We start from the raw sequence: 23,880 nt of genomic DNA on the forward strand, positions 1-23,880 counted from the left end.
TATTCATCGTACTTTCATGATAATTCATTGGTCGTTGTTTGTGATAGATTTAACCATGCATTAATATTATGTTCAATACTTCCAATATTGCCACCATTTCCTTTATCTAATACACGTAAAAAGTCTAAGTGACCAACTTCTGGATAGATGATGGATTTGACTTCTGCATGCCGTGATTCGAATTTCTCGACAGTGACAGCCGAATCTTTGTTTGGGAAGATGACATCATCTTCTCCTAATAAAAACAACACTTTAGGCATATGTTTAATTTTATCAATATCCTCTAAATAGTCTGCTTTCAGCGTATACATTAAATCCGTAATCATCGCATCAACAGGTGCTAAGTATTCCGTAAAATTGAATTTATCCGAATGCTTTTTCGAAACACCTTGATCCAATATAAATTCCGGGATACTCTTAATCATTCCATCTTGGTGATCAGGCTTAATGTCTTTAAAAACTTCATAAAAAAGCTTGGAAATGCGTAATTCTTTATAATCAATTTTCGCAGCACTATTTAAATAAATGAGATGCGTGATAGGAAGTGTATTATATCCGGCGATTTTAGTCGCAATTAGCCCACCCATCGAATAACCAATCATAGCCATACGTTTGATGTTACTGTGCGCAAGTTCTTGTTCTAACGCTTCATTAATACGCGTAGCATAATCTTCTAAATTATGATCCATTCTCGAAAGCGACGTACTTTTTCCACGACCAGGACAATTGATAAATATTAACTTGGCATGATGAAGATATTTCGCAAATACTGTCATGATTTTGTAGTTCATTATGGCACCGTGAAGTAACACAATAACATTTTCAGAATCATTATCTCCTATTGTGACCATTTCTAATACGTCTCCATCATGATGAGATAACTTAACAGTATATGGCTCGTAGTGATTAAATAACATGAATGCTCCTCAGTCTCTTTTCTAACTTTTCATTTACACAAACATGTATGAAAATTATTTAACTATTATTATAGTAGAAATTCGTCAAAATTGCATAAGTCATAAGCCCTAAATTTAATAATATTTAACGCCCCATAATCTTTCTTCACATTTTTGTATAATATATTTTAGCACTTCAATACGCGCAGATTTTTTATGATCAGCTGGTACAATCAGCCAAGGTGCATGCGGGTGTTGTGTCTTTTCTATCATATCATGACTGGCTTCTAAATATAGATCCCATTTTTCACGATTCCTCCAATCTTCATCGGTAATTTTCCATTGTTTATTAATATTTTGTTCTCTATCTTTAAATCGTTTGAGTTGTTCATCTTTATCTAAAGTAAGAAAAAATTTCAACACAATAGCTCCGTCGTTGACCCACATTTGTTCAAATGCATTAATTTCATCGTAGGCTCGAGACCATTCATCGTACGTAGCAAAACCTTCAACACGTTCTACGAGGACGCGGCCGTACCAGCTACGATCAAAAATTTCAATATGACCACTCTTAGGCATATCTTTCGCAAAACGCCATAAGTAATGATGATTTAATTCAACATCAGTAGGTGCACTAATTGCATTCACTTCATAGCCAGTTGGATCAAGATATTCTCTGACACGTTTAATATTGCCGCCTTTACCTGCAGCATCCATGCCTTCATAAACTAAAATGAGCGGAATTTTACGTTCATATAAGGCGAATTGTAACTCTTTAAGTCGTAATTGTAATGATAGTAGTAATGCGTCATAATCACTTTTACGTGTTTTTTCAATTCGAACATTAAAAATGTCTGTAGAAAATGGTTCACTAAAGGCACCATTTATTTTCTTTTTACGATTGTGATGTCGGTGAATGGCTTTTTCCAGTCGCGCTATCAAATGTTCATACATATGTTGTATTGCGTGTGTTCTATTTGTATAGTCAATCACTTCCCATTCATCATTGAGTATATGTTGAAATTCTTGACGATACACATCTGAAGGGATTACATTTTCATATTCTTGTGCTTTCCAATTTGTTAAAGGATTATCTTTCATTTCATTAATATGTTCTTGACGCTTTTCTTCATTAATTTGAATATAAAATTTAATAATTTCATGCGCATCGTTTTGAAGCATTGATTCAAATGCGTGGATTTCAGCTTTTAATTTATCATAATGTTTAAATGTACTTTTCTTTATCCCATGGATCTTATAATCAATAAAATGTGCGTACCAACTTCTAAAATAAATATTAATATCTCCTTTAGAAGGGAGTGTATTCCAATAATTTTGTAAGAATTGATAACGCAAATCATGTTCAGAAGGTGTTTTAGTGGCGATAAAATGTGTGTACTTCGCATCTAATGTTAATAGTAACTCATTGGTTAAGCGTGTTTTGCCAGAAGCGGGCACACCCTCAAACACAACCATTACGGGTATTCCAAGCGCATGGCTTTCACGTGTTAATTCTGCGGCTTTAAGTTGTAGTGCTTCAATTTTCTTGTCCATATCTCTTCACCTCGGTTAGTCTATTATACGTGTTTTAAAAGATAGCAATCAACATTCTAAAAGGTAAATACCACTTTTTTGTTATTTTTCACTGTTAGTGTCATCAAACACCTGACATCTAAATTACAATTCTATGATTTTCTGTAATATTTGTAATATAACGGTATATTTTCTTTATTTTCAGAATACGGTTGTAATTCATGCTGTTGACCTTTTGAGTTTATCTTAATGAAATAGATATAAACATCTCACATCACAATCACATTACAGAACATCATTTTGAAATACTCTCGTAATGTTTTGTTATCAACTCGTAATTTACATCAATCCAGATGCCTGTTAGAGTGTGATTGTTGAAATTTTTAGTTAAGCAGACTTTTTGAAAATGAAAAAAATTTTATTTGGAGGACTTTCAATTATGAAAAAAACATTATTAGCATCATCTTTAGCAGTAGCAATCGGTGCGACAGGTGTCGCTGCACATACAACAGACGCTCACGCAAGTGAAGTATCTCAATCTTCAATTGATAAAGCAGCTTTAGCGCATAAAGCTTTAAATAACGATCCATCATTAAATCAATCACCTATCCAAGCAGGTGCTTACGATTACAAATTCACTTACAAAGGTACTAACTTCCACTTCTGGTCAGATGGTACGTACTTCGGTTGGTCATACAATGGTTATGGTCAAGCAGCTGTAGCTCAAACTCAAGACGTTTCAGCTCAAGCTTCTACTCAAGCTGAAACTAACAATGCAGCAGCAGTTCAATCTAACCAACAAGCTTCTACTCAAGCACCAGCTGCAACACAAGCACCAAAAACATCAACTACATCTACAAGTGGTTCAGGTGTAAACTCACACTTACAATTAATCAAACAACGTGAATCTGGTGGTGACTACTCAGCAATTAACCCATCATCAGGTGCTGCAGGTGCTTACCAATTCTTACCATCAACATGGAACGCTGTAGCACAACAAGTTGACCCTTCATACGTAGGTGTTAACCCAGCTCAAGCTCCAGCTGCAGTTCAAGATAAATTCGCGCAACACTTATATAACACTGGTGGCGCTGGTCACTGGGTAACAGCATAATTTAATGCTTTCTTTAAAGAGTCCTTCATAGGGCTCTTTTTTTATATCTATTCCTTTATTTTTCATTCAGTTCGAAATTTAATAACGCTATATATGCTACGATAGCCATTTTAAATCGTACATGTGCCTGAACGTTGTGAATTAAGTATCTCATCTATATTTAAAATTAAAGCACTATCATTCATTATTTACTGTGCTGCGGTACTACGTAAATAAAATGGATGCCCCCTTTTTCTTAATTGCGATATGATCACTTTATCGCATTCTTATTTTGCATATATCATAAATTTATACATTCAATAAATTTACAGTGCCACTCTTGTTGTCACCTTCATCATTAGAATCTATCTACATATTTTACAAATAACTTTTCATCTTTTGTACCGCTTTTCTTCTATTATATATGTGTATTTTTTTATTTGCGTTTACTTCTATTCATTAAGCCTATTTTCAATCTAGCATTATTCGATAAATAATTTAATCATTAAATAAAGTTCTCAATATTTTAATAAATTATCTCTTCCTATCATGCTCCTATTCAGAAAGAAAAAAGCGTAATATTTCACATTGATATTTTAAAAATCGCCTACCCAAGCTTTATAATTTTTTGTTTCCAAATAACTATTAATGAGTCAAATTGTTATCTTTTATTTCAGTTTTGTTACAGTACGACTTAAAATTGTTTACAACGCTTTACTTCTTAATAATATGTGCTATGATTCTAGAGGATTGCATAAAGCACATAGAAAACGATATTAAAATTTAGATAGGGAGACTTTTTTACAATGAAAAAATTAACTACTGCTACAATCGCTACGTTCGGCTTGGTTACTTTAGGAGTTGCTGCACAAGATGATGCTCAAGCTGCTGAGCAACACACATCTTCATATGCATATTCAACTTATTATTCTCAAGAGACTAACGACTATATTACAGTAGATCAATATGGTAACAAACACCATACTTTAGATGGTAACTGGGATCCATCTGCACAATACACTTACTACACATTTGACGCTAACGGTGTGTATGATTTCTATTATTACAACTATAACGGAAGCTATAACTATAGCTATTCTTCACAATATTATACAACAGCAACACCTGCTGCGAGATATAACTATGAAAACACTTCATACAATTATAACTACTCAGCACCAAACTATAATTACAATTATAGCTATAACTATAATGCACAAAGCACTGTTCAAGCACCTGCTGCTTCAACTACAAGCTACAACACAACAACAACTGCTGCGCCAGCACCTTCTAACTCAGGTTACTCAAGCACACCAGTTCGTTTCACATCTCGTGGTGGTGCTAATCTTTACACTGCTGGTCAATGTACGTACTACGTATATAACCGTGTAGGTGGCGGTATCGGTAACACTTGGGGTAATGCGAATAACTGGGCAAGCGCTGCACGTGCTGCTGGTTACACAGTAAACAATACACCAAGAGCAGGCGCTATCATGCAAACATCAGTTGGTCCTTACGGTCACGTTGCATACGTTGAAAGCGTAGGCAAAAATGGTTCTGTAACAGTTTCTGAAATGAACTACGGTCACGGCGCTGGTGTTGTAACATCACGTACCTTATCAGCTAGTCAAGCTGCTTCACAAAACTTCATCTACAGATAAGATAATCCAAAACACGTTACTTTCATAAGTAGCGTGTTTTTTTATCTTTACTTGTCACCTCATCCCTCTTTCCTATTTGCTTCGATGCCTTCTTATGAGCAACTTATTGGCACGACACCATATGATTGGGTACACTCATTTCAATACTTCTAAAAAGGAACATCTCAATGAAGAAGATAATGAGAATAGTTTTAAGTGCGCTCATCGTTACGACAATCACTTTATTAGTAATCATTTATCACTCACGTGTACAACAATTTATCCAAGATATCCAAAATAATATGTCATTCACACATATTTTACATCAAGACCGTGAAACTCACGGGTTTGGAACATATGCCAATGGTTTAAAGTTTAATGGAGACAACCGTCATTATGGTATTGATTATCATTTGCCTGAAAATACCGATATTCTGGCTGCTACAGACGGCACAGTGACCCGAACATTTAAAAATCAGTTTGGTGGAAATGTACTTGAAATTCAAGAATCCAATAAGCGATATTATCAATGGTATATGCACTTAAATACGTTTAAGGTGAAACCAGGAGATGTGGTAAAAGCTCAGGATGTTATTGCACAATCGGGTAATACTGGTAAACAAACGACAGGTCCTCATCTACATTTTCAACGTATGAAAGAAGGCATCGGCAATCGTTATGCTGAAAATCCAGCTGCTTTCATTGAATCATTGCCACATGGACAACGAAGTTTATACCGTTTAAAATAAAAAAAGTGCCGTTAACATCACATCGTGTGATTTTACGGCACATTTTTTTAATGCTCATTAAGTTGATCTTGTTGGATATTTAAATGGATTCGTTCCATTTTGCGTTCTACGTCCCCTATTTCAAGCGCACATTCTCTTAAAGTTTGACGATACATGTCTCTATCACTATTGGTTGATTTATAATGTAATTGATGTTCTAAACTCGCCCACATATCCATACCAATCGTTCTTAGCTGTATTTCTACAGGCGCTTCAATCGTGCCATCTGTTAAAAATACTGGAACGGACACGACAATATGCAAACTTTTATAGCCATTTGCTTTAGGATACTGAATATAATCTTTTCGTTTTAACAGCTTTATGTCTGCTTGTTGCAATAATAGTTGCTCAACGTTATAAATATCATTCATGTAATTACATACAACACGAATCCCTGCAATATCCATAATATGTGATTGTGCGGATTGGGCCGAAATTTCAAACCCTTTTCGCTTCAACTTTTGTAATAAGCTCGGTATTTTTTTCACACGTCTTTCCATATGATGAATCGGATTATGTGCATTTTTCAACTGAAAATCTTGATCTAAAATATGAAGTTTTGTACTAATTTCTTCTAATGCCGCCCCATAAATATGTTCTAACTTAATAAATTGTACAACTTGTTCGATATTATCCTCAGAATGTATCGCTTTTTGTGTATACGTTGCAACTTCACTTTTTAAATTTTCAATATTAATGGGTATTTTTTTCTCTACAAACATACAGTCACCCCGTACTTTATCTCTTTCATTACTAATGTACTACTTTAGCAACAAATTTGATAGTTGTAAGGGGTGCTTTTAATATTAAGATTATTTTTTATGTTTTAGCGAAATGACAATACATCCTCTACCGGTAGACGTACGGATTCACGCCCTTCCACAGCTGCTTTACCCACTGCAATGATCATCACAGGCATATAGCGTTCTGAATCGAGTCCTAGCGCTTCTGCAATAACATCTTTTTCAAAGCCGCCAATCGGATTTGTATCATAACCATAATATCGTGCAATGAGCATAAATTGCATCGCTGCCAAACTACTGTCGATTTTAACAATATCATTCATACCTTGGCGATCTAAGCTTTCATATAGCTCAACAAATTTCACAACTTGAACATCTTTAACTTCTTGTGGCATGAACCCTTTTTCAACCGCATCATCATATATTTTATCAGCATATTCATAGTTCTTCATATCTCCAAAAATAACAACCATAGCTGCAGATGTATCATTTTGACGCGTGTTAAACTGCACTAACGGACGTAGTATATCTTTTCCTTCAGGTGTATCAACTACGACAAAACGCCAAGGTTGCATATTTACAGATGATGGTGCTTTCGTAGTAAGTGTGATCATTTCTTCCATTTCTTCTCGCGGAATTTTTACATTCTGATCAAATTGTTTAACCGAACGTCGACTTTCTAATACGGATTTAAAATCTTTCATATAACAACATCCCTCTCTCACCATAATAAATATTATTTTGATTAAATTAAGTTCAATTCAATTATATGTAACCGTTCTGCGTCTATCAAGAAAAAAGTGTTATACTATTATAAAGAGATCAAGGGGGCCAATATGATGACATTAGAACATGATGACTTAAAAAATGAACTATGTTTTTTATTTTATGTTGCTTCTAAAGAAGTCATTAAGAAGTACGCGACACACTTAAAGTCATACGATTTGACGTATACGTCATACATTACTTTAAAAGCGATACAGCCTAATGAAGTTGTAAATATTAAAACATTAGGCAATCGTATTTATTTAAATTCAGGTACACTCACACCATTAATAAAAAAGCTTGACCAAAAAGGATTCGTTCAAAAACTTCGTAATGAAGAAGATGAACGAAACCTGAATATTTCTTTGACCAATAAAGGCATTGAAGTGCGCGACTATTTATTTAAAGTCACGAATGAAGTATACAAAGAATTAAATTTCGAAGGTGACGACATGGAACAATTAGTTCAAGTATTAGAGCGTTTCATTAAAAATAATTTCAATCAAGATTAAAATCATCATATATACAGCGTTTGGAATAACACCTTCCTATCAATTTAAAAGCCTTCAAAGTACATAATTAAATGCACTTTGAAGGCGATTGATATGTATTGAAGATTTAACAATTTGATACAAGATGAAGGGATTCCTACATCTATTTAATGGCATAGATCGCTAAATCGTTAAAAACAAGCCTTTAAAAATTTCAATAGTAATTGAGAGTAATATGCTTCTCAATTGTTCATTCCCATAAAAAAGGGGCTCGGACATTATAGCTAACGTCCTAACCCCTAAATTGATTTTAGAATTTTATTTATCTAATTTTAATCCTTCTTCTATTTCTTCAATTTGCTCTATTGTCGTTGTTGTAGAACCTGAAGCAAAGTACCAAAGTTTAGGATCTAATTCTAAAACTTTACCATTTTTAACAGCTTTCACATTTTTAATGACATTGTTGCCTAGAACTTGTTTTGCTGTTGATTTTTCACCGATTGCTTTACCACGATCCATCGCGAAGATGATATCTGGATTTTTCTCACTCACATATTCATTTGTCACGTTTTGACCATGACTGCTTTTCTTAATATTATCATCAACTGGTTTGAACCCTAACGTATCGAATACGAGGTTACCGAAACGGTCTCCCGCTCCAAAAGTAGATAATTCACCTTCATTAACAAGTAAATACATTGCTTTTAAATCTAAGTTTTTTGTTTTTGCTTTTACTTCTGCAATCTTTTCATCTAATTCTTTATTTAAAGCTTCTGCTTTCTTTTCAGTATCATAAATTTTACCAAGAATGCTTGTGTCGTTTTTCATAGATTCTATGAAATCATCATTTTTTGCGCCCATATAAACGATTGGAGCGTCTGGTGCAGCTTTTTTCAACTCATCAATATTTTTTTGATTTGCTGTACGTGCTGATAAATAAATCACATCTGGTTTAACTTTTGCAATAACATCAAAGTTGATTTCTTTTAAGGAACCCGTGTTTTGATATTTGTCTGATTTAAAATCATCTAAGAAATCTGGTAATTGTGCGTTACCTTCACCTTTAGGTAATGCGGCTACTTTATCTTTAAGCCCCATTTCTTCTAATGTTTTTAATGCACCGTAGTCAAACACGACTGCTTTTTGCGGATTTTTAGGCACTTCTACTGTATCCGAATATGCTTTATCTTGGCTACCGTCATCTGCTTTACCACGCAATTTAAAATCATTTTTAACTTCTACAGTCTCTTTAGAACCACCTTTTTTAGATGACTTATTGTCATCATTACCACATGCGACTAATACAAAGACCATCGCAACCATTAATAATAATCCTAACTTTTTCATATTGTCCTCCTCATTTAACTCATTACTTTATGAGACATTTGATGATACATACAAGGTAGTTCATCAAAATAAATACAAATTTGTTGACCTCGAATCGTTTCAATTTTAACATCCATATCATAGAGTTGTTTTAATACCGCTGAGTCAATGACGTCACGTTTATGGCCAGCTTTCACTACTTTGCCATCTTTTAAAGCGACGATATCATCAGAGTATACAGATGCAAAATTAATATCATGTAACACAACAACGATTGTTTTGTTATGAAAAACTGCGAGTTCACGTAAGGTTTGCATAATTTGAACAGAATGTTTCATATCTAAGTTGTTTAACGGTTCATCTAAAAGTATATATTCCGTATCTTGTGCAATTGTCATGGCAATGTATGCACGTTGGCGTTGACCGCCTGATAACGTTTTAAGATAACGGTGCCGTATGTCGTCCAACTTCAATAATGCAATCGCTTCATTTACTTTTGCTTTATCTTCTTTCTTTAAATAGCCTTTAGAGTATGGAAAACGACCAAAGTTGACCAACTGTTCAACAGTGATGTTTAATTCTGTATGGTTCGTTTGTTTTAAAATCGACAATTTCTGAGATAAAGCTTGTGACCCATAGTCATTTAAAGGCGTATCTTCGATTTCGACTTGACCTTCTTGAAAATCTCGTAGGCGACTGATGGCTGACAATAATGTACTTTTGCCGGCACCATTGGGTCCAATCAGTGAAGTCAATCGTCCTTTTTGTATATCAACACTCACATCAGTAAGTATTTGCTTGTCATCAATAAATTGATTCAAATGCTTAATGCGAATCATGTCGTTTCCCTCCGCCTCATTAAAAGATAGATAAAGTAAATGCCTCCAATGAGGTTAATTAAAATACTAACTTGTGTTGTTGCTTCAAATAAGTGCTCTACAATCCACTGTGCGACAAATAAACTGATCCAACTGATACAAATTGTTGCTGGTAAAATATAACGATGTTCGAAATTTTTAATGAGCTCATGTGCTAAGTTTATAGTTAATAATCCAAGAAATGTAATAGGTCCAACAAGTGCAGTTGCTATGGCAACCATCAGTGCAACTAAAATGAGCAACATGCGTGTCATTTGTGTATAGTTCACACCAAGGTTAATCGCCTGAGCGCGACCAAGTAATAATACATCTAAATACGGCAACATCTTCACTGTAACAAGTAACAAAATCGTTAAAGCGATGGCACTTAAGGTTACTAGTGTTGGATTTGACCCGTCAAAGTTAGCAAACATCGCACTTTGAACAACAAGAAAATCTTCAGGATTAATTAATAATTCAAGAAAACCGGTAATACTTCTAAAAAATGTTCCTAAAATGACGCCAATTAACAAAATAAAATACACCGAAAATTGACCATATTTAAAAATACCTTCAAATAAAATCAATGCGAAAATGACCATTACGACCAATGTCACTGCAAAATTTAAATAAAAATTTGTAATAAATATAGAACTTGCGCCGAAAATAAAAAGAATTAATACTTTACTAAATAGATATACAGCATCAAGTCCCATGATGGAAGGTGTTAATAAACGGTTCACGGTGATGGCTTGGAAAATGACAGTAGACGCGGCGATTGCTGCACCAACGAGGATCATTAAGAAGAGTTTTCTCAAACGACTACTAAACTGATACTCAAAAATTTCAAAATCAAGACCAATCAACAAATACATCGCACCAATCATGATGGTTGCGACAATTAAAATGATGAGCTTTTTTAAGGACGAATTACGCATACTGACGACGTCCTTTCATCAACATAATAATAAAAATGATAGTTCCGAACATACCAATCGTTAAACCAATATTGATTTCATACGGGTAAACGACAACACGTCCAACTATATCTGAAAACATCACAAAAATGGCGCCGAGCATTGCTGTATGTGGCAAAGCATTTTTCAGATGATCTCCTTTAAAGATAGAGACGATATTAGGCACAATCAGACCTAAAAATGGTAAAGTTCCTACTGTAACCACGACAAGTGCAGTGATTGTAGCGGTAATAAACAAACCGATATTGATGATTAAATCATAATTGAGACCTAAATTTTTACTAAAATCACGACCCATACCTGCAATTGTAAATTGATTTGCAAATACATAAGTCATAACCAATAACGGTATGCTTAGGTACAAGACCTCATAGCGTCCACTCGTAATAATGGCAAAATTACCATTCATCCAGTTCCCTAAACTTTGTACCGCATTGGTTTTCAAAGCGATAAATGTTGAAAAACTGGAGATGATACCACCGAGCATAATACCAATCAGCGGAACAAAAATAACATCTTTAAATCGTATGCGTTGTACCATTTGAACAAATAAAAATGTGCCCGCTACACTTAATAGCACAGCAAACAACAATTTTAATAGGATATGTTCTGATGGAAAAAAAACAAGAGAAATTAAAATCCCTAATTTCGCCCATTCCATCGTTCCAGCTGTCGTAGGACTAACAAATTTATTTTGCATCATTTGTTGCATAATTAAACCAGCTAATGCGAGTGAACTCCCAGCGATAAGAATACTTACGGTACGGGGAATACGACTTGCGAATAGAACATTCAGTTGATCATCATTAAGGTTAAATAGCGCTGTAATCGGAACGCTACTCACCCCAATGAACAAAGAGCACACAGTAAGGATTGTGAGTGTGACAAACAACACATAGCCATTCATAAAATAGCGCATCATTCTGTCTCCTTTTCACCCTTACAAACATCGACAATGAAAATCATTATCATTTAAAGTGTAGCATCAAATCATTTCACAAACAATATTCTTTTGAACTAAAAAACAAAAAAATCTCAAAACGCAACAAAATTGCCATGTTTTGAGATTTTTCATTATGTTATTTGTGGTCTTTAAGCTGTTTTCGACTCATTCTCACCATAGAGATTGAAATCCAACTCACCAATAAGGAAGGTAAAATAAAGATATTGATACTGTCTACCGTCAATAAGTTGGCAAATAAATTTTGAACATCGATATCAGCCAATCCTTTTAATTGATTTGCCACGAATTGATACAACGTAAAATAAATTAATAACCATTGAATGAAGTATTCTAAAATTTGTATTAACGTGTCACTTATAACAATTTTACGACTCATGAACCTTAAAAAGATATATTGAATGATACCACTAAGTAGCATTGTTATAAGGCCAATTTGAAAGATACCATCGGTAATATCAAATAATAACACCATTGGTAACCAAACTACGAATGAACCTATCAAAATGGTAATATAACTCAAGAAAATTAAAAGGGTTCCAATCGCAATGGCTTTAATAAAAACCAATCTTCCTTCTTCGTGTCCCACTAGAAATCCTATAAGCAAGAATAAAATTAAAATAATTATCGTATTTATGAGTAGCATGTGTCACCATCCCGTATAAAATCAAAAGTCCTATCATATTTTAACTTTAAAAGGGCCAATCTTTTAAAAATTTAATGTACTTTTAAACCTTGTAAGATACGTATAAGAAAAAGATGATACACATTTTATAATCCAATGCATCACCTATTTTATGACATGTATTTAAGAATTTTGTGAGACAATAAACATTAAACTCAGTGATAATACTGTAAGTACTGCACTAATCATCACCCATGTGTTCAGTTGCTTCTTAGCGGCCTCGCCCTCTTTTTTAGAAACCATTACCGCTTTTATCCAAGCAACTACAGAGAGAATGATTAATATGCCAATAACTATTGTCATTATATGGCACACCTCCACTTATATAATTACATATTTATTTTAGCATATTCCATTTTATTCAGTGCTTTTTCTATTACCAAAACATAAAGACGTCACATTTTACCCTTATCGACAAATCATTTTGTAAAATATAAAATAGATAAAAGTGTTTCTTTTAAGGGGGAATCATATGATTATGGGTGCAATTATTTCTCAAAATCAAACGTGGTTATTACTTGCTTTTATCATTGGATGGGCGGCAATCAGCATTATTTTAGAACAACAATTTAAAATTGCTAAAATCATATCAGGCGCGATTATCGCACTTTTAGGTGCTATGTTGCTTTCTAATTTAAATATTATACCTACTAAGGCGCCAGCATATGATATAGTCTGGGACTATATTGTTCCGTTATCTATTCCGTTATTATTGTTTCAATCTAACTTAAAGAAAATTTGGAATGAAAGTAAACGTTTATTATGCATCTTCTTAATTGCCAGTGCCGGAACAGTCATTGGTGTCATCATTGCATATGCTTTTTTACATCCACACATTCCGCATCTAAAAAAAATCGCTGCAATGATGACTGGTAGTTATATAGGAGGTGGTGTTAACTTTGCAGCATTAAGCGCAAAGCTCACACCCCCAAGTGATCTCATTTCATCTACAGTTGTCGCAGATAATAGTGTAATGGCACTCTACTTCATTTTATTAATCGCATTGCCCCAATTCTCTTTTATAAAAAAATGGTTTAAGACTTCCTATGACACGCAACATCAACCGGCACATCATCATGATTACTGGGAGGCAAAACCCGTTCACTTAAACGATATTGCGATTGCTTTTGGCCTATCTGTAGCGATTGTCGCATTGAGTTTTACGTTGTCAGATTGGTTAAATAACCTTATACCTCAATCATGGGTGATCATGAAGACACTCGTAACATTTTTTGGAGATCCATATTTACTAATTACAACAATAACGCTGTTATTAGTGATGCGTTTCGAACGATTCTTTGACAAGCTTAATGGTGCAAATGAAATCGGAACATTTATGATTTATAATTTTTTCGTTGTCATTGGGACACCCGCATCCTTTGCGGTTATTTTTAAAACTGCGCCGCTCCTCTTTATCTTTGTCATCATTATTTTAATATGTAATCTAGGACTCACACTAATGATTGGACGGCTCTTTAAATTTAATATTGAAGAAATGTTGCTTGCTTCTAATGCTACTGCAGGAGGACCAACGACAGCTGCGGCGCTTGCAATTAGTAAAGGATGGCATGGCTTAATCGGTCCAATACTTATTGTAGGTACACTCGGTTATGTGATTGGCAATTATGTTGGCACGCTGATCTTCCAGTTATTGCGTTAAACATGACTGCTTAAGGGAAAAAGACCGATAAAGGAGGGATGATTGTGGCTATTTATGTCCAAAGAATTTATAGTTCATCTTCTAAAAAAGGTGTTCGCGTATTAGTTGACCGTGTTTGGCCAAGGGGTGTGTCTAAAGATGAAGCCAAAGTCGATTACTGGCTTAAAGACATTGGACCTTCTTCCTCTTTAAGAAAATGGTTTAATCATGATGCAGACAAATTTGATGCGTTTAAAACAAAATACGAAAATGAATTGAAAAACAATAAAGCACAACAAGAAGCTTTAGCTACTTTAAAATCCATTATTCGAGATACTCAAGAAGATGTCCATCTGCTTTATGGCGCAAAAGACACGCAACACAATCAAGCAGTGGTGCTTAAATCATTGCTATCTTAATATAATAGCTTTGTACCTTATTTCCACAAATTAAATGCATTATTTTATCTCGTAAAAAACCCTCTGTATTATCGAAAGGATAAAATAGAGGGTTCATGATTTCTCAGCAGTGATTAAAACACATTATACTGTTGCAATATGTTTATGATATATATGATCGATGACTAGCCCCACACATGTACAAATCACAAATGGGATGAGCCATCCAAGTTGAGATGCGGCTAACGGCATACGTTGGTAAAAATCTGTAAGCCATGGAATTGTCCAGTTGAATGTTAATGCCACTTGAACAATGGATAAAAGTAATGTCACCATTGTAGGAATGATATAAGTCCATCTTAAACGATACGGAAAGACCATATTAACAAGCGACACTAGCACGAGAACAATCGCAACGGGATAAATAAATAACAAGATCGGCTGTGCGATTTTTAAAATCGTATTTAAACCAAATGTCGTAAAAAACAAGCCAAATGTTGCAAATAACAATACTAGTCTTTTATAGCCTAACTTAGGGACATAATTGATTGTAAATGATGCACATGCGTTGATTAATCCGACGCATGTCGTTAAACACGCAAGCAACACGATGAGCGCAAACAAATAATGTCCATACATGCCAAAAACACGCGTTGATTGGTATGTTAATATAGACGTCCCATTATGGATGGTTTCTGAAGAAGGCGTCGTCGCTCCCATCCAAGCAAGTGCCATATAAACTGCACCGAGCAAAGTTGCTGCAATGAGCACCGCTTGCAATACGCGTATTGTTAATTGACGTTTCCCAGTCACACCATGGGCTTTAAATTGATTGACCACGACAACCGAAAATATTAGCGCACCTAATACATCTAGCGTAAAATAGCCTTCAAGCACCCCGTTTAATGTCGGTTGTTGGACAAAGGCGCCTTTTGAAGCAACTGGCGACTGTTCGGCGTTGATAATAGCTAATAAAGATAATAATCCGATAACAACCAGTAATATAGGTGTCAAATATTTACCCAAAACATTCATGATACGTGTAGGAAACATCGCCAAAAGTGTTACGATTGTGAAAAAACATATCGCAAAAGCGACAAGAGTGGCCGTATTGTGCACAGGTAATATCGGGGCAACACCTATTTCATATGCAACGTTTGAAGCCCTTGGAATACCATAAAAAGCACCTGCCGTTAAGTAAACGACAAAGGCAAATGTCGTACCAAAAATGGGATGAATTCGATTGCCGATACTTTCAACTCCTTCATTATAATAGGCAACGATAATAACTGCTAAACACGGTAACAATATCCCAGTTATGACAAAACCAGACATTGCTTGCCAAACGTGGATACCTGCTGTATGCCCTAACATTGGAGGGAAAATTAAATTACCCGCTCCAAAGAATAAAGAAAACAGCATCAATCCAGATATAATTACAAATTTATTCACTTGAAATTCCCTTCCTAAAAACAACATTATATTAAATTTTCTGAATATTTTATAAAATTAGTTTTATAAAGTCACTTGTTCATTATATGAGAACACTTTAACAATGTAAAGCGTAAATAAGTATTTTAATGTAATCCCTATTTCAACACGAAAAAGCCTTCAAAATTCATCATGAGATGAACTTTGAAGGCGATATCAATTTTAACCGCGATGTTTCATTATCCTATGCGCATCATATTGCCCCCATGACATGAGGTCAATATTCGAAGGCTAAAAACATGCTATTATTTCACTATAAGTACAGGCACATTTACCCGTTTTGCAATTTTATGTGTGACATGACCAAGCACATGCTTAATATCCATTTCCGCACGTTTGTTACTCATTACAACAATGTCATAATCGTACCCTTCAATTTCATTTACAATTTCGTGCGTAGGACTTCCAGTAGTAAATTTAATTTGATATTTCAAATCATGCTCATCTAAAGTGTTAAGAAATGGTCGCATTTCTTCTTTCTTTTCTTCAACAACGTCCTCAAAGTGCTTACCTTGGTATCGCACATAATTCGCCAATTCTGTTTCAGAAATCACGTTAAAAATAACGATGTTATACGTTGTAGCGCCATGTGTTAATTTTTTCAATTGATCCGGTACGTTTTTGAAGCTATTCCCAAAATCATAAGGAACTAGTACATTTTCATACATAAAATGTCACCCCTTTTTTATAATATGGCTCTTATCTTTACACCTTCATTTTAACACTTTGAAAACGCTTACTCAACGTATCCCTTTGTACATATTGTGACATATAGTTCATATCATCTATAATTACACTCTTTACTATTTAATTTAAAAAAACATCAACATTCACGAATCAATGAATGTTGATGGCTATATACATTTGGGTATGTTGTACCTATCTTAGCGCCATTTTAACAGGCTACAATAGTCGGTCAATAACCCCTCTTTTTCATATCTTAAGATGCCATTTCGACATCATCAAATGTATGCATTACTTTTTTCGGACAAAGTTGATGACCGATGACAACTAAATAGGATGGCATATCCATTTGACACGGTTTAAGTTCGAGGTGTCCTGGAACATATTGCATAATACACGGTTGGTCAATGCCTTCAACCTCAACAAACCCTTTCACACGATAAATGTGTCCTTCTAACTGTTTCAAGCCTTCTATAAGTGCGGATTGTTTAATAGGTTTATTAAATTCGTGGAAGCATTGCGTCAGTGCACCATGTGTTGTTGGACGTGATTGCTGTTCAATCACCGCTTGTTCAGGCATTTCATTTAACGTCACTTCTCCAAATTGTGTCAGAACGTAAGGAATGCCCGGATAATCTGCTTCAAGTTTATTAACGATATAAAGTAAACGCGTTGTATCGATAAGATCTATTTTATTTAAAATTAAATGACTACAAAATTGCGTTTGTTCTTTAATCAAATTACGAATATCTTCTGGATAGTCATCTTTTTGATCATATACAGACGCATCGATAACACCTAACATGCGTACACGCTCTACTATAGGTGTCAACACCGGCGTCAAACATGCATCATACACTTCTAATGGATGTGCAAGTCCACTACATTCAATAAAAATAATGTCAGGTTGATGCTCTAAATAAATGGAATGAAGTTGTGATGCAACATCTTTTTTAAACGTGCAACAAATACAACCATTCGTCATTGTTTTAATATGTATTGGTTCACTTATAAAATATTGGTCTACATTACGTTCTCCAAAATCATTCATGATGACAGCAGGCTTCAAATTGTGATCAATCGCATCTTGGATAAGAAAGTTTAAAGTTGATGTCTTACCACCACCTAAAAACCCTGTCATAATTACGATTTCCATTAATAGCCACCATCCTTCATCCAGTCTCTAAATACGCGGCTTCCTGTAGTCGTGGCTTGACCTTGATATTTTCCTGAATAAATCGCATCGGGTGCGGTTTTTGTTTCTGCTAAAACAATTTGACAAATACGTTGATTCTGTTCAATTTCTAAAGGAAAGTCATTCGCATTATACAGTTCTAATGTGATTGCACCTTCAAAACCAGGATCAACCCACCCTGCGTTTTGAATAAATAATCCTGCACGTCCAATCGAACTTCTACCTTCAACAAAGCCAGTTAAGTTTTCAGGTAGTTTAATATATTCTTGGGTCGTCGCCAAAATAAATCCATGTGCTGGAACCACTACACTCTTTTGATGGATTTCTTCATACTGAATAGGCTCGCTTAACTTTTGTGTACCATTCATTGGTTGTAATGGTCTTAAAAAATGATCTGCTAACGTTAAATCAATAGAAGCAGGCTCAACATGTGATGCCTCATATGGCGACACTTTAAGTGCTCCCGATTGTATGTATCCTTTAATATCGTTGTCAGATAAAATCATTTGTGCACCTCTATTCTTCTCTGTATAAATCGGAATCATTACGTAGTTTAAACATATTTTTAAATGTATCATGTCTAAATTAACTATACAAGACATTCTTTTATTTCTAATTTACCTTTCAAAAACATAGGTTTTGCTATATCTTCTATTTCGCTTTTATGAAAGACATTTTAATTAAAACTCTGTGCAAGTGCCAAATACATCTTTTAATTTAAAAGTAATATATAAAAGCTATCAAAACGTTCTAAATACGCTTTGATAGCTTTTAGTCAATAAATACATGTATTATTTTTCAACCTTAATGACTTTTTCACCTAATGCTTTTGATTCAATTTCGTCATCTGTAGTATGGCCTTTGAGTATTAATTTAGAAGGTTCTTTTTTTATTGAATAAGCAACTATTGCTGTGACATTGTCATTCTGTTTAACTAATACATTGCTATTCTCATTTAAGTCATGATACTTCGTATTATCTTTAATATAAATATAACTTTTTGAAATTTTTTCTTCGCTATTTTTAGTATCTTTAATAAGTTCAAAATGATCATCCCATGACTTTTCAGCGGTCATATTTTTTTTACTTTTATTCGTATATTCATATTCAAAAACGATATAAGGTCCTCTTTTATCATCTTGTCTAAAATTCTCTACAAGTTTTGAACCTTTTATTTTAATTTCAGCATCTTTAGTTCTTAATGTGTCACCTTTAAAATAACCATCCCCAATGTTTTCCTCAGATGCTTTTTTGTCATCTTTATCGTTTCCAAAAAGACCACAGCCACTCAGCAAAAGCGTTGATACACATAGTGCACTTAATATTTTTTTCATATGCTTCATCCCCCTAAAACTTACCATCGTTAAATGCTTCTAATTTAAATTTTTGTTTACCTAGTGACTCATGATTCTCATTAGTCCCCTCAATAATGATTGGGTCCGATGTATTTTCTAACTTAAATAGAATCATCGCTTTATATTTGCCACCTTTTTTTATTTTTTTATCTGAAAGCATATCATACTCACTTTTATGTGAGTCATCCAATAACGGCGTTACTTCTAATTCTTTAGCCTTACCATCTACTTCTTGATAAATGTTAAAACCTTTTATCCAAGCGTCGATTGCTGAAATTTTTTCATCTGATTTGTTTGTCACTTCATAACCTATCACAATGGCTTGGAATTTTTTGTTATCAAAACCTGTCATTTCTACTCGAGACATCTTTTGAAAATCAACCTTAAACTTCTTAGTTTCATAATGTTTACCTTTAAATTCACCCTCTGGTTTATATTGCTCTGCATCTGATAATTTTAACGTTTCAGTTGTATTTTCCTTAGTTGGTTTTTCAGCTTTTTCTTTTCCCTTGTCTTCGCCATTCCCACAAGCAACGAGTAGCAATGACATCATAATCAAAACGATTCCTTTTTTCATATGTATCAAACACCCCTATTCATTTTTTACACTTTTTAATTTACCAATTGCGAAATAGTTTTTCAATAGTATATTTTATTTTAAAATCCAAATGTAGCGATGTTATTTTTTAATACAATAAAAAATGCCTACACTTTTGATTTTAATAACCAAAATTGCAGGCATTTTTATGTTTTATATTTAGGTTTAGAATAAGAAATAGCGTTGTGTTAACGGCAATTCTGTCGCTGCTTCACTCGTAATCTTCTCACCATCTACAAATACTTCATATGTTTCTGGATCCACATCAAGTTGAGGCAATGCATCATTATTCACCATATCTTTTTTAGAAAGATTGCGGATATTTTTAACTGGACGCACGTGTCGCTTTAAATCTAATGTGCGACGTATGCCATCCTGATATGCAGCTTGTGACACAAATGTCAAAGAAGTGCTTTGCATATTGCCACCATATTGGCCATACATCGGACGATATTTGATTGGTTCTGATGTCGGAATAGAGCCATTGGCATCCCCATTGATAGCAACATTGATTAAGCCACCTTTAATCACTAATGTAGGTTTTACACCAAAAAATCGTGGATCCCACATCACTAAATCAGCCAATTTGCCTTCATCTACTGAACCCACGTAGTCTGAAATCCCATGTGTAATCGCAGGGTTAATCGTATATTTTGAAATATAACGGCGAATACGATTGTTGTCGTTATGTTCACCATCACCTTCTAATGGACCACGTTGCGCTTTCATTCGATGTGCCACTTGCCATGTTCGCGTAATCACTTCACCGACACGCCCCATTGCTTGGGAATCTGAACTCACCATACTGAAGACCCCCATATCTTGGAGTACATCTTCAGCTGCAATCGTTTCTTTTCGAATTCGTGAATCTGCAAATGCCACATCTTCTGGAATCGATGCATTTAAATGGTGCGTTATCATAACCATATCTAAATGTTCATCAACAGTGTTGTGTGTATACGGGAGTGTTGGGTTTGTTGATGAAGGTAAAATATTTTTGTATGCCGCTGCTTTAATTAAATCAGGCGCATGACCGCCACCGGCCCCTTCTGTATGATACATATGAAGCACTTTGTCACCAATGGCTTTCATTGTATCTTCCATAAAGCCGGCTTCGTTAAGCGTATCTGCGTGGAGCGCGATTTGAATATCATACTCATCCGCCACTTCTAACGCATGACGTAATGCTGACGGTGTTGCCCCCCAGTCTTCATGTACTTTTAGACCAATGACACCTGCATGGATTTGTTCGACTAATGCAGTATGATTGACCGCTTGCCCCTTACCTGTAAAACCGACGTTAACAGGTAACGCTTCTGCTGCTTGAAGCATACGATGTACATGCCAAGAACCTGGTGTTACTGTAGTAGCTTTAGTCCCTTCCGTCGCACCTGTACCGCCACCAATTTGCGTCGTAATCCCGCTTTCTAATGCGATTTCGGATTGTTCTGGGTTAATAAAATGCACGTGGGTATCAATGCCACCAGCAGTGATAATGCTTCCTTCCGCTGCAATGATTTCAGTAGAAGCACCAATGATAATGTCCACATTATCCATAATATCAGGGTTTCCTGCTTTACCTATTTTCATGATATATCCATTTTTCACACCGATATCAGCTTTGATCACTTTATCATGATCGATAATCACTGCATTCGTAATGACTAAGTCTGCTACTTTTTTATTGTCACGTGTTGCATTTGGGTTTTGTCCCATACCATCACGAATTGATTTTCCGCCACCAAACGCGACTTCATCACCGTATTGAGCATAATCTTTCTCAACTTTCGCAAAAAGATTGGTATCTCCTAAACGAATTGCGTCTCCAACTGTTGGCCCGTACAAACTTGTATATTGTGATTCAGTCATTTTAAAACTCATTTGACGTCACTTCCCTCTTCCATATTTGGAGCTGTGATGCGGGATTGATCGAGTGGCCCATCAACTTCACCATGAAAGCCATATATTTTTTGTTCTCCAGCATATCGCACTAAACGAATTTCTTTTTCATCTCCTGGCTCAAAGCGTACTGCAGCACCAGCAGGTATATCCAAATGTTTCCCGTAAGCTTCCTCGCGATTAAACGTTAATGCCGGATTGGCTTCGTAAAAATGATAGTGTGACCCCACTTGAACCGGGCGGTCGCCACTATTTTTTACTGTTAATTTCGTGTTTGAACGTCCTTCATTTATCATAATTTCACTTGATTGTACTATGATTTCCCCTGGTTTCATCTTAATCCTCCTAAACAATCGGATGATGGATAGTAACAAGTTTTGTTCCATCTGGAAACGTGGCTTCTATTTCAATATCTGTCACCATTGATTCAACGCCATCCATGACATCATCTTTATTTAAAATTTCACGTCCATAACTCATCAGTTCTGCAACAGATTTACCATCACGTGCACCTTCTAAAATCTCATAGCTGATTAATGCAACTGCCTCAGGATGATTTAACTTTAATCCACGCGCTTTACGGCGTCGTGCCAAATCAGCTGCAACAACAAGCATGAGTTTATCTTGTTCTCGTTGTGTAAAATTCATCTCATCACTCACTCCCTTTTCGCAAAAATAAAACTTACAAACAAATTATAATCCTTTAAATGACCACCTTCAAATAATTATGTTATTATTGAAAAGTAATTTATAACTATATCTATCCCACATAAAAGGTTTCACTTACGAACAAACTATATTAATATAACTTATTTCCATTCGGATTTTTGATTAATGTTTGAGAAATTATTGGAAAGAGGGATTGAACATGCCTTTACCACTACAAAGTTTTTTGAAGAATATTTCACAAGTCGTTTTACTTGAGAATGTCTGGACAGGATTACTTATTCTGATTGCGCTGTGGATAGGAGATTGGAAAGTCGGTTTGGCCGCTATGATAGGAAGTGCCATCAGTTTGGTGACCGCACCATGGTTTGGGTATACAAGAGAGGAAATTCACGCAGGATTAGCAGGATTTAATAGTGTACTTGTTGCCATTGCACTGACTATTTTTATGGTGATGACATGGCAAACTGTCATGGTGTGTTTGATTGCAACGATTATCGCAATGCCACTTGCTAAATCGATGCAGACCGTGTTTCGGCGTTATCAACTTCCAGAACTCACAACACCATTTGTGTTGGTGACATGGATGGTATTGCTCATGAATCAACAATTTGCATTTTTAAAAAGTACTGTCAAAGTTTTACCTTTAAAACACACCGCAACAATTGATGTCACACAACCTCTGCACCCTGTGGTCGCTTTTTTTAATAGTATGAGTCAAATATTTCTCGTTGAAAATGTTGTATCAGGCATATTAATTATCATCGCTTTCTTTGTTGCATCAGGATGGGCCGGTTTTTTCGTCATCATCGCCAACGTGCTTTCAATGTTATTTGTATATGTTTTAGGCACTGATGCGATGGCATTCAACCACGGGCTTTTTGGATACAATTTAATATTGACCGTGATTGCTGTGGCAGTCACATTTAGGAACTTAACACGTTATCATCGTTATCTCATGCTCGTGCTTGTTATTGTATTGACACCAATGATTTATGGCGCTATCGCTACACTATTAGAACCCTTTGGCATTCCAATTTTAACGCTACCGTTCATCATCGTTACTTGGATATTGCTGTTGGCTGGGCAAAACCAACCTACCACGCATCAACTTTAATACTTCGCGTTACATCTCTAATATCAATTTATCAGCAACTTCTATTGCGCCTCGTAACGACGCAATGGGCATTTCTCATAAAA

At 35.1% G+C, this 23,880-nt stretch carries 26 protein-coding genes; 7 read left to right on the forward strand and 19 right to left on the reverse strand.

Going from position 1 to position 23,880, the window contains the following annotated elements; all coding sequences use genetic code 11:
• Nucleotides 1-14 precede the first annotated feature (14 nt).
• Nucleotides 15-917, reverse strand: a complete 903-nt coding sequence (locus CD172_RS00665) for an alpha/beta fold hydrolase (RefSeq protein WP_103345152.1) — start codon at nt 915-917, stop codon at nt 15-17.
• Nucleotides 918-1,031: 114 nt separating this feature from the next.
• The gene (locus CD172_RS00670) at nt 1,032-2,450 is read right to left on the reverse strand and encodes a phosphate--AMP phosphotransferase (protein WP_103345153.1); all 1,419 of its coding nucleotides are present in this window, start codon (nt 2,448-2,450) and stop codon (nt 1,032-1,034) included.
• 418 nt (nt 2,451-2,868) lie between these two features.
• On the opposite strand from CD172_RS00670, the gene CD172_RS00675 reads away from it, so the two are divergent.
• The 3 genes from CD172_RS00675 to CD172_RS00685 all read left to right on the forward strand — a co-directional run bounded on the left by CD172_RS00675 (nt 2,869) and on the right by CD172_RS00685 (nt 5,911).
• Nucleotides 2,869-3,543 (forward strand): transglycosylase family protein, encoded by a 675-nt coding sequence (locus tag CD172_RS00675; protein ID WP_060551805.1) that lies wholly within the window; start codon nt 2,869-2,871, stop codon nt 3,541-3,543.
• Between the two features lie 785 nt (nt 3,544-4,328).
• Nucleotides 4,329-5,183, forward strand: a complete 855-nt coding sequence (locus tag CD172_RS00680; protein WP_060551806.1) for a CHAP domain-containing protein — start codon at nt 4,329-4,331, stop codon at nt 5,181-5,183.
• Between the two features lie 179 nt (nt 5,184-5,362).
• Entirely contained in the window at nt 5,363-5,911 is a 549-nt protein-coding gene (locus CD172_RS00685; protein WP_225906145.1) for a M23 family metallopeptidase, read from the forward strand.
• 47 nt (nt 5,912-5,958) lie between these two features.
• Here the strand turns inward: CD172_RS00685 and CD172_RS00690 are convergent, their stop codons facing one another.
• Both CD172_RS00690 and CD172_RS00695 read right to left on the reverse strand, forming a co-directional pair.
• Nucleotides 5,959-6,672 (reverse strand): GTP pyrophosphokinase, encoded by a 714-nt coding sequence (locus tag CD172_RS00690; protein ID WP_060551808.1) that lies wholly within the window; start codon nt 6,670-6,672, stop codon nt 5,959-5,961.
• Nucleotides 6,673-6,776: 104 nt separating this feature from the next.
• Entirely contained in the window at nt 6,777-7,397 is a 621-nt protein-coding gene (locus CD172_RS00695) for a nitroreductase family protein (protein WP_103345155.1), read from the reverse strand.
• 135 nt (nt 7,398-7,532) lie between these two features.
• Between CD172_RS00695 and CD172_RS00700 the strand changes: the two genes are divergently transcribed.
• Nucleotides 7,533-7,970, forward strand: a complete 438-nt coding sequence (locus tag CD172_RS00700; RefSeq protein WP_060551810.1) for a MarR family winged helix-turn-helix transcriptional regulator — start codon at nt 7,533-7,535, stop codon at nt 7,968-7,970.
• 297 nt (nt 7,971-8,267) lie between these two features.
• On the opposite strand, the gene CD172_RS00705 is transcribed toward CD172_RS00700, so the two are convergent.
• The 6 genes from CD172_RS00705 to CD172_RS00730 form a co-directional block, all read right to left on the reverse strand.
• A complete protein-coding gene (locus CD172_RS00705) occupies nt 8,268-9,296 on the reverse strand; it encodes a ferrated catecholamine ABC transporter substrate-binding lipoprotein SstD (protein WP_060551811.1) in 1,029 nt (342 codons plus the stop codon).
• A gap of 14 nt (nt 9,297-9,310) precedes the next feature.
• Nucleotides 9,311-10,114 carry an iron ABC transporter ATP-binding protein gene (locus tag CD172_RS00710; RefSeq protein ID WP_103345156.1) on the reverse strand — a complete coding sequence of 268 codons (804 nt, stop codon included), beginning with the start codon at nt 10,112-10,114 and terminating at the stop codon, nt 9,311-9,313.
• Complete coding sequence (locus CD172_RS00715; protein WP_060551813.1) at nt 10,111-11,070, reverse strand: iron chelate uptake ABC transporter family permease subunit; 960 nt, start codon at nt 11,068-11,070, stop codon at nt 10,111-10,113. Before CD172_RS00715 ends, CD172_RS00710 begins: the two co-directional genes overlap by 4 nt.
• Nucleotides 11,063-12,028 (reverse strand): ABC transporter permease, encoded by a 966-nt coding sequence (locus tag CD172_RS00720; RefSeq protein WP_085622812.1) that lies wholly within the window; start codon nt 12,026-12,028, stop codon nt 11,063-11,065. The genes CD172_RS00715 and CD172_RS00720 overlap by 8 nt, the downstream gene beginning before the upstream one ends.
• A gap of 160 nt (nt 12,029-12,188) precedes the next feature.
• A complete protein-coding gene (locus tag CD172_RS00725) occupies nt 12,189-12,716 on the reverse strand; it encodes an SA1002 family membrane protein (protein WP_039644023.1) in 528 nt (175 codons plus the stop codon).
• Between the two features lie 162 nt (nt 12,717-12,878).
• The gene (locus CD172_RS00730; RefSeq protein WP_103345157.1) at nt 12,879-13,058 is read right to left on the reverse strand and encodes a hypothetical protein; all 180 of its coding nucleotides are present in this window, start codon (nt 13,056-13,058) and stop codon (nt 12,879-12,881) included.
• 169 nt (nt 13,059-13,227) lie between these two features.
• On the opposite strand from CD172_RS00730, the gene CD172_RS00735 reads away from it, so the two are divergent.
• Nucleotides 13,228-14,415, forward strand: a complete 1,188-nt coding sequence (locus tag CD172_RS00735) for a DUF819 family protein (RefSeq protein ID WP_103345158.1) — start codon at nt 13,228-13,230, stop codon at nt 14,413-14,415.
• A gap of 44 nt (nt 14,416-14,459) precedes the next feature.
• Nucleotides 14,460-14,813, forward strand: coding sequence for a DUF488 domain-containing protein (locus CD172_RS00740; protein ID WP_060551818.1), 354 nt, complete (start codon nt 14,460-14,462; stop codon nt 14,811-14,813).
• 123 nt (nt 14,814-14,936) lie between these two features.
• Here the strand turns inward: CD172_RS00740 and brnQ are convergent, their stop codons facing one another.
• From brnQ to CD172_RS00785, 9 genes are all read right to left on the reverse strand, one after another.
• Complete coding sequence (gene brnQ / locus CD172_RS00745; protein WP_103345159.1) at nt 14,937-16,244, reverse strand: branched-chain amino acid transport system II carrier protein; 1,308 nt, start codon at nt 16,242-16,244, stop codon at nt 14,937-14,939.
• 284 nt (nt 16,245-16,528) lie between these two features.
• A complete protein-coding gene (locus CD172_RS00750) occupies nt 16,529-16,951 on the reverse strand; it encodes a universal stress protein (protein WP_060551820.1) in 423 nt (140 codons plus the stop codon).
• A gap of 272 nt (nt 16,952-17,223) precedes the next feature.
• Entirely contained in the window at nt 17,224-18,123 is a 900-nt protein-coding gene (locus CD172_RS00755) for a CobW family GTP-binding protein (RefSeq protein WP_037567311.1), read from the reverse strand.
• Nucleotides 18,123-18,668, reverse strand: coding sequence for a dCTP deaminase (gene dcd, locus CD172_RS00760; RefSeq protein WP_060551821.1), 546 nt, complete (start codon nt 18,666-18,668; stop codon nt 18,123-18,125). The genes CD172_RS00755 and dcd overlap by 1 nt, the downstream gene beginning before the upstream one ends.
• Before the next feature lie 285 nt (nt 18,669-18,953).
• The gene (locus CD172_RS00765; RefSeq protein WP_158694788.1) at nt 18,954-19,496 is read right to left on the reverse strand and encodes a DUF5067 domain-containing protein; all 543 of its coding nucleotides are present in this window, start codon (nt 19,494-19,496) and stop codon (nt 18,954-18,956) included.
• 13 nt (nt 19,497-19,509) lie between these two features.
• Entirely contained in the window at nt 19,510-20,094 is a 585-nt protein-coding gene (locus CD172_RS00770; protein WP_103345161.1) for a DUF5067 domain-containing protein, read from the reverse strand.
• A 186-nt stretch (nt 20,095-20,280) separates the two neighbouring features.
• On the reverse strand, nt 20,281-21,996 hold the full coding sequence (gene ureC / locus CD172_RS00775; protein ID WP_085741096.1) for an urease subunit alpha: 1,716 nt from the start codon (nt 21,994-21,996) through the stop codon (nt 20,281-20,283).
• Nucleotides 21,993-22,349 (reverse strand): urease subunit beta, encoded by a 357-nt coding sequence (locus tag CD172_RS00780; protein ID WP_060551825.1) that lies wholly within the window; start codon nt 22,347-22,349, stop codon nt 21,993-21,995. Before CD172_RS00780 ends, ureC begins: the two co-directional genes overlap by 4 nt.
• A 10-nt stretch (nt 22,350-22,359) precedes the next feature.
• Entirely contained in the window at nt 22,360-22,662 is a 303-nt protein-coding gene (locus CD172_RS00785; protein ID WP_060551826.1) for an urease subunit gamma, read from the reverse strand.
• 220 nt (nt 22,663-22,882) lie between these two features.
• On the opposite strand from CD172_RS00785, the gene yut reads away from it, so the two are divergent.
• Nucleotides 22,883-23,797: an urea transporter gene (gene yut, locus CD172_RS00790; protein WP_103345162.1), complete on the forward strand. Its 915-nt coding sequence runs from the start codon at nt 22,883-22,885 to the stop codon at nt 23,795-23,797.
• Nucleotides 23,798-23,880 lie beyond the last annotated feature (83 nt).

Source organism: Staphylococcus agnetis, assembly GCF_002901865.1.
In the GTDB taxonomy this organism is placed as follows: Bacteria; Bacillota; Bacilli; order Staphylococcales; family Staphylococcaceae; genus Staphylococcus; species Staphylococcus agnetis.

What these genes read in the sequence shown, in the direction of transcription:
- CD172_RS00685 (WP_225906145.1), top strand. Translation starts at nt 5,363, where the DNA reads ATGAGAATAGTTTTAAGTGCGCTCATCGTTACGACAATCACTTTATTA.
- CD172_RS00710 (WP_103345156.1), bottom strand. Translation starts at nt 10,114, where the DNA reads ATGATTCGCATTAAGCATTTGAATCAATTTATTGATGACAAGCAAATA.
- CD172_RS00720 (WP_085622812.1), bottom strand. Translation starts at nt 12,028, where the DNA reads ATGCGCTATTTTATGAATGGCTATGTGTTGTTTGTCACACTCACAATC.
- dcd (WP_060551821.1), bottom strand. Translation starts at nt 18,668, where the DNA reads ATGATTTTATCTGACAACGATATTAAAGGATACATACAATCGGGAGCA.
- CD172_RS00665 (WP_103345152.1), bottom strand. Translation starts at nt 917, where the DNA reads ATGTTATTTAATCACTACGAGCCATATACTGTTAAGTTATCTCATCAT.
- CD172_RS00765 (WP_158694788.1), bottom strand. Translation starts at nt 19,496, where the DNA reads ATGAAAAAAATATTAAGTGCACTATGTGTATCAACGCTTTTGCTGAGT.
- CD172_RS00705 (WP_060551811.1), bottom strand. Translation starts at nt 9,296, where the DNA reads ATGAAAAAGTTAGGATTATTATTAATGGTTGCGATGGTCTTTGTATTA.
- CD172_RS00785 (WP_060551826.1), bottom strand. Translation starts at nt 22,662, where the DNA reads ATGAATTTTACACAACGAGAACAAGATAAACTCATGCTTGTTGTTGCA.
- CD172_RS00780 (WP_060551825.1), bottom strand. Translation starts at nt 22,349, where the DNA reads ATGAAACCAGGGGAAATCATAGTACAATCAAGTGAAATTATGATAAAT.
- CD172_RS00770 (WP_103345161.1), bottom strand. Translation starts at nt 20,094, where the DNA reads ATGAAAAAAGGAATCGTTTTGATTATGATGTCATTGCTACTCGTTGCT.
- CD172_RS00735 (WP_103345158.1), top strand. Translation starts at nt 13,228, where the DNA reads ATGATTATGGGTGCAATTATTTCTCAAAATCAAACGTGGTTATTACTT.
- CD172_RS00755 (WP_037567311.1), bottom strand. Translation starts at nt 18,123, where the DNA reads ATGGAAATCGTAATTATGACAGGGTTTTTAGGTGGTGGTAAGACATCA.
- CD172_RS00675 (WP_060551805.1), top strand. Translation starts at nt 2,869, where the DNA reads ATGAAAAAAACATTATTAGCATCATCTTTAGCAGTAGCAATCGGTGCG.
- CD172_RS00680 (WP_060551806.1), top strand. Translation starts at nt 4,329, where the DNA reads ATGAAAAAATTAACTACTGCTACAATCGCTACGTTCGGCTTGGTTACT.
- CD172_RS00715 (WP_060551813.1), bottom strand. Translation starts at nt 11,070, where the DNA reads ATGCGTAATTCGTCCTTAAAAAAGCTCATCATTTTAATTGTCGCAACC.
- CD172_RS00670 (WP_103345153.1), bottom strand. Translation starts at nt 2,450, where the DNA reads ATGGACAAGAAAATTGAAGCACTACAACTTAAAGCCGCAGAATTAACA.
- CD172_RS00690 (WP_060551808.1), bottom strand. Translation starts at nt 6,672, where the DNA reads ATGTTTGTAGAGAAAAAAATACCCATTAATATTGAAAATTTAAAAAGT.
- CD172_RS00730 (WP_103345157.1), bottom strand. Translation starts at nt 13,058, where the DNA reads ATGACAATAGTTATTGGCATATTAATCATTCTCTCTGTAGTTGCTTGG.
- CD172_RS00695 (WP_103345155.1), bottom strand. Translation starts at nt 7,397, where the DNA reads ATGAAAGATTTTAAATCCGTATTAGAAAGTCGACGTTCGGTTAAACAA.
- ureC (WP_085741096.1), bottom strand. Translation starts at nt 21,996, where the DNA reads ATGAGTTTTAAAATGACTGAATCACAATATACAAGTTTGTACGGGCCA.
- CD172_RS00725 (WP_039644023.1), bottom strand. Translation starts at nt 12,716, where the DNA reads ATGCTACTCATAAATACGATAATTATTTTAATTTTATTCTTGCTTATA.
- CD172_RS00750 (WP_060551820.1), bottom strand. Translation starts at nt 16,951, where the DNA reads ATGTATGAAAATGTACTAGTTCCTTATGATTTTGGGAATAGCTTCAAA.
- CD172_RS00700 (WP_060551810.1), top strand. Translation starts at nt 7,533, where the DNA reads ATGACATTAGAACATGATGACTTAAAAAATGAACTATGTTTTTTATTT.
- yut (WP_103345162.1), top strand. Translation starts at nt 22,883, where the DNA reads ATGCCTTTACCACTACAAAGTTTTTTGAAGAATATTTCACAAGTCGTT.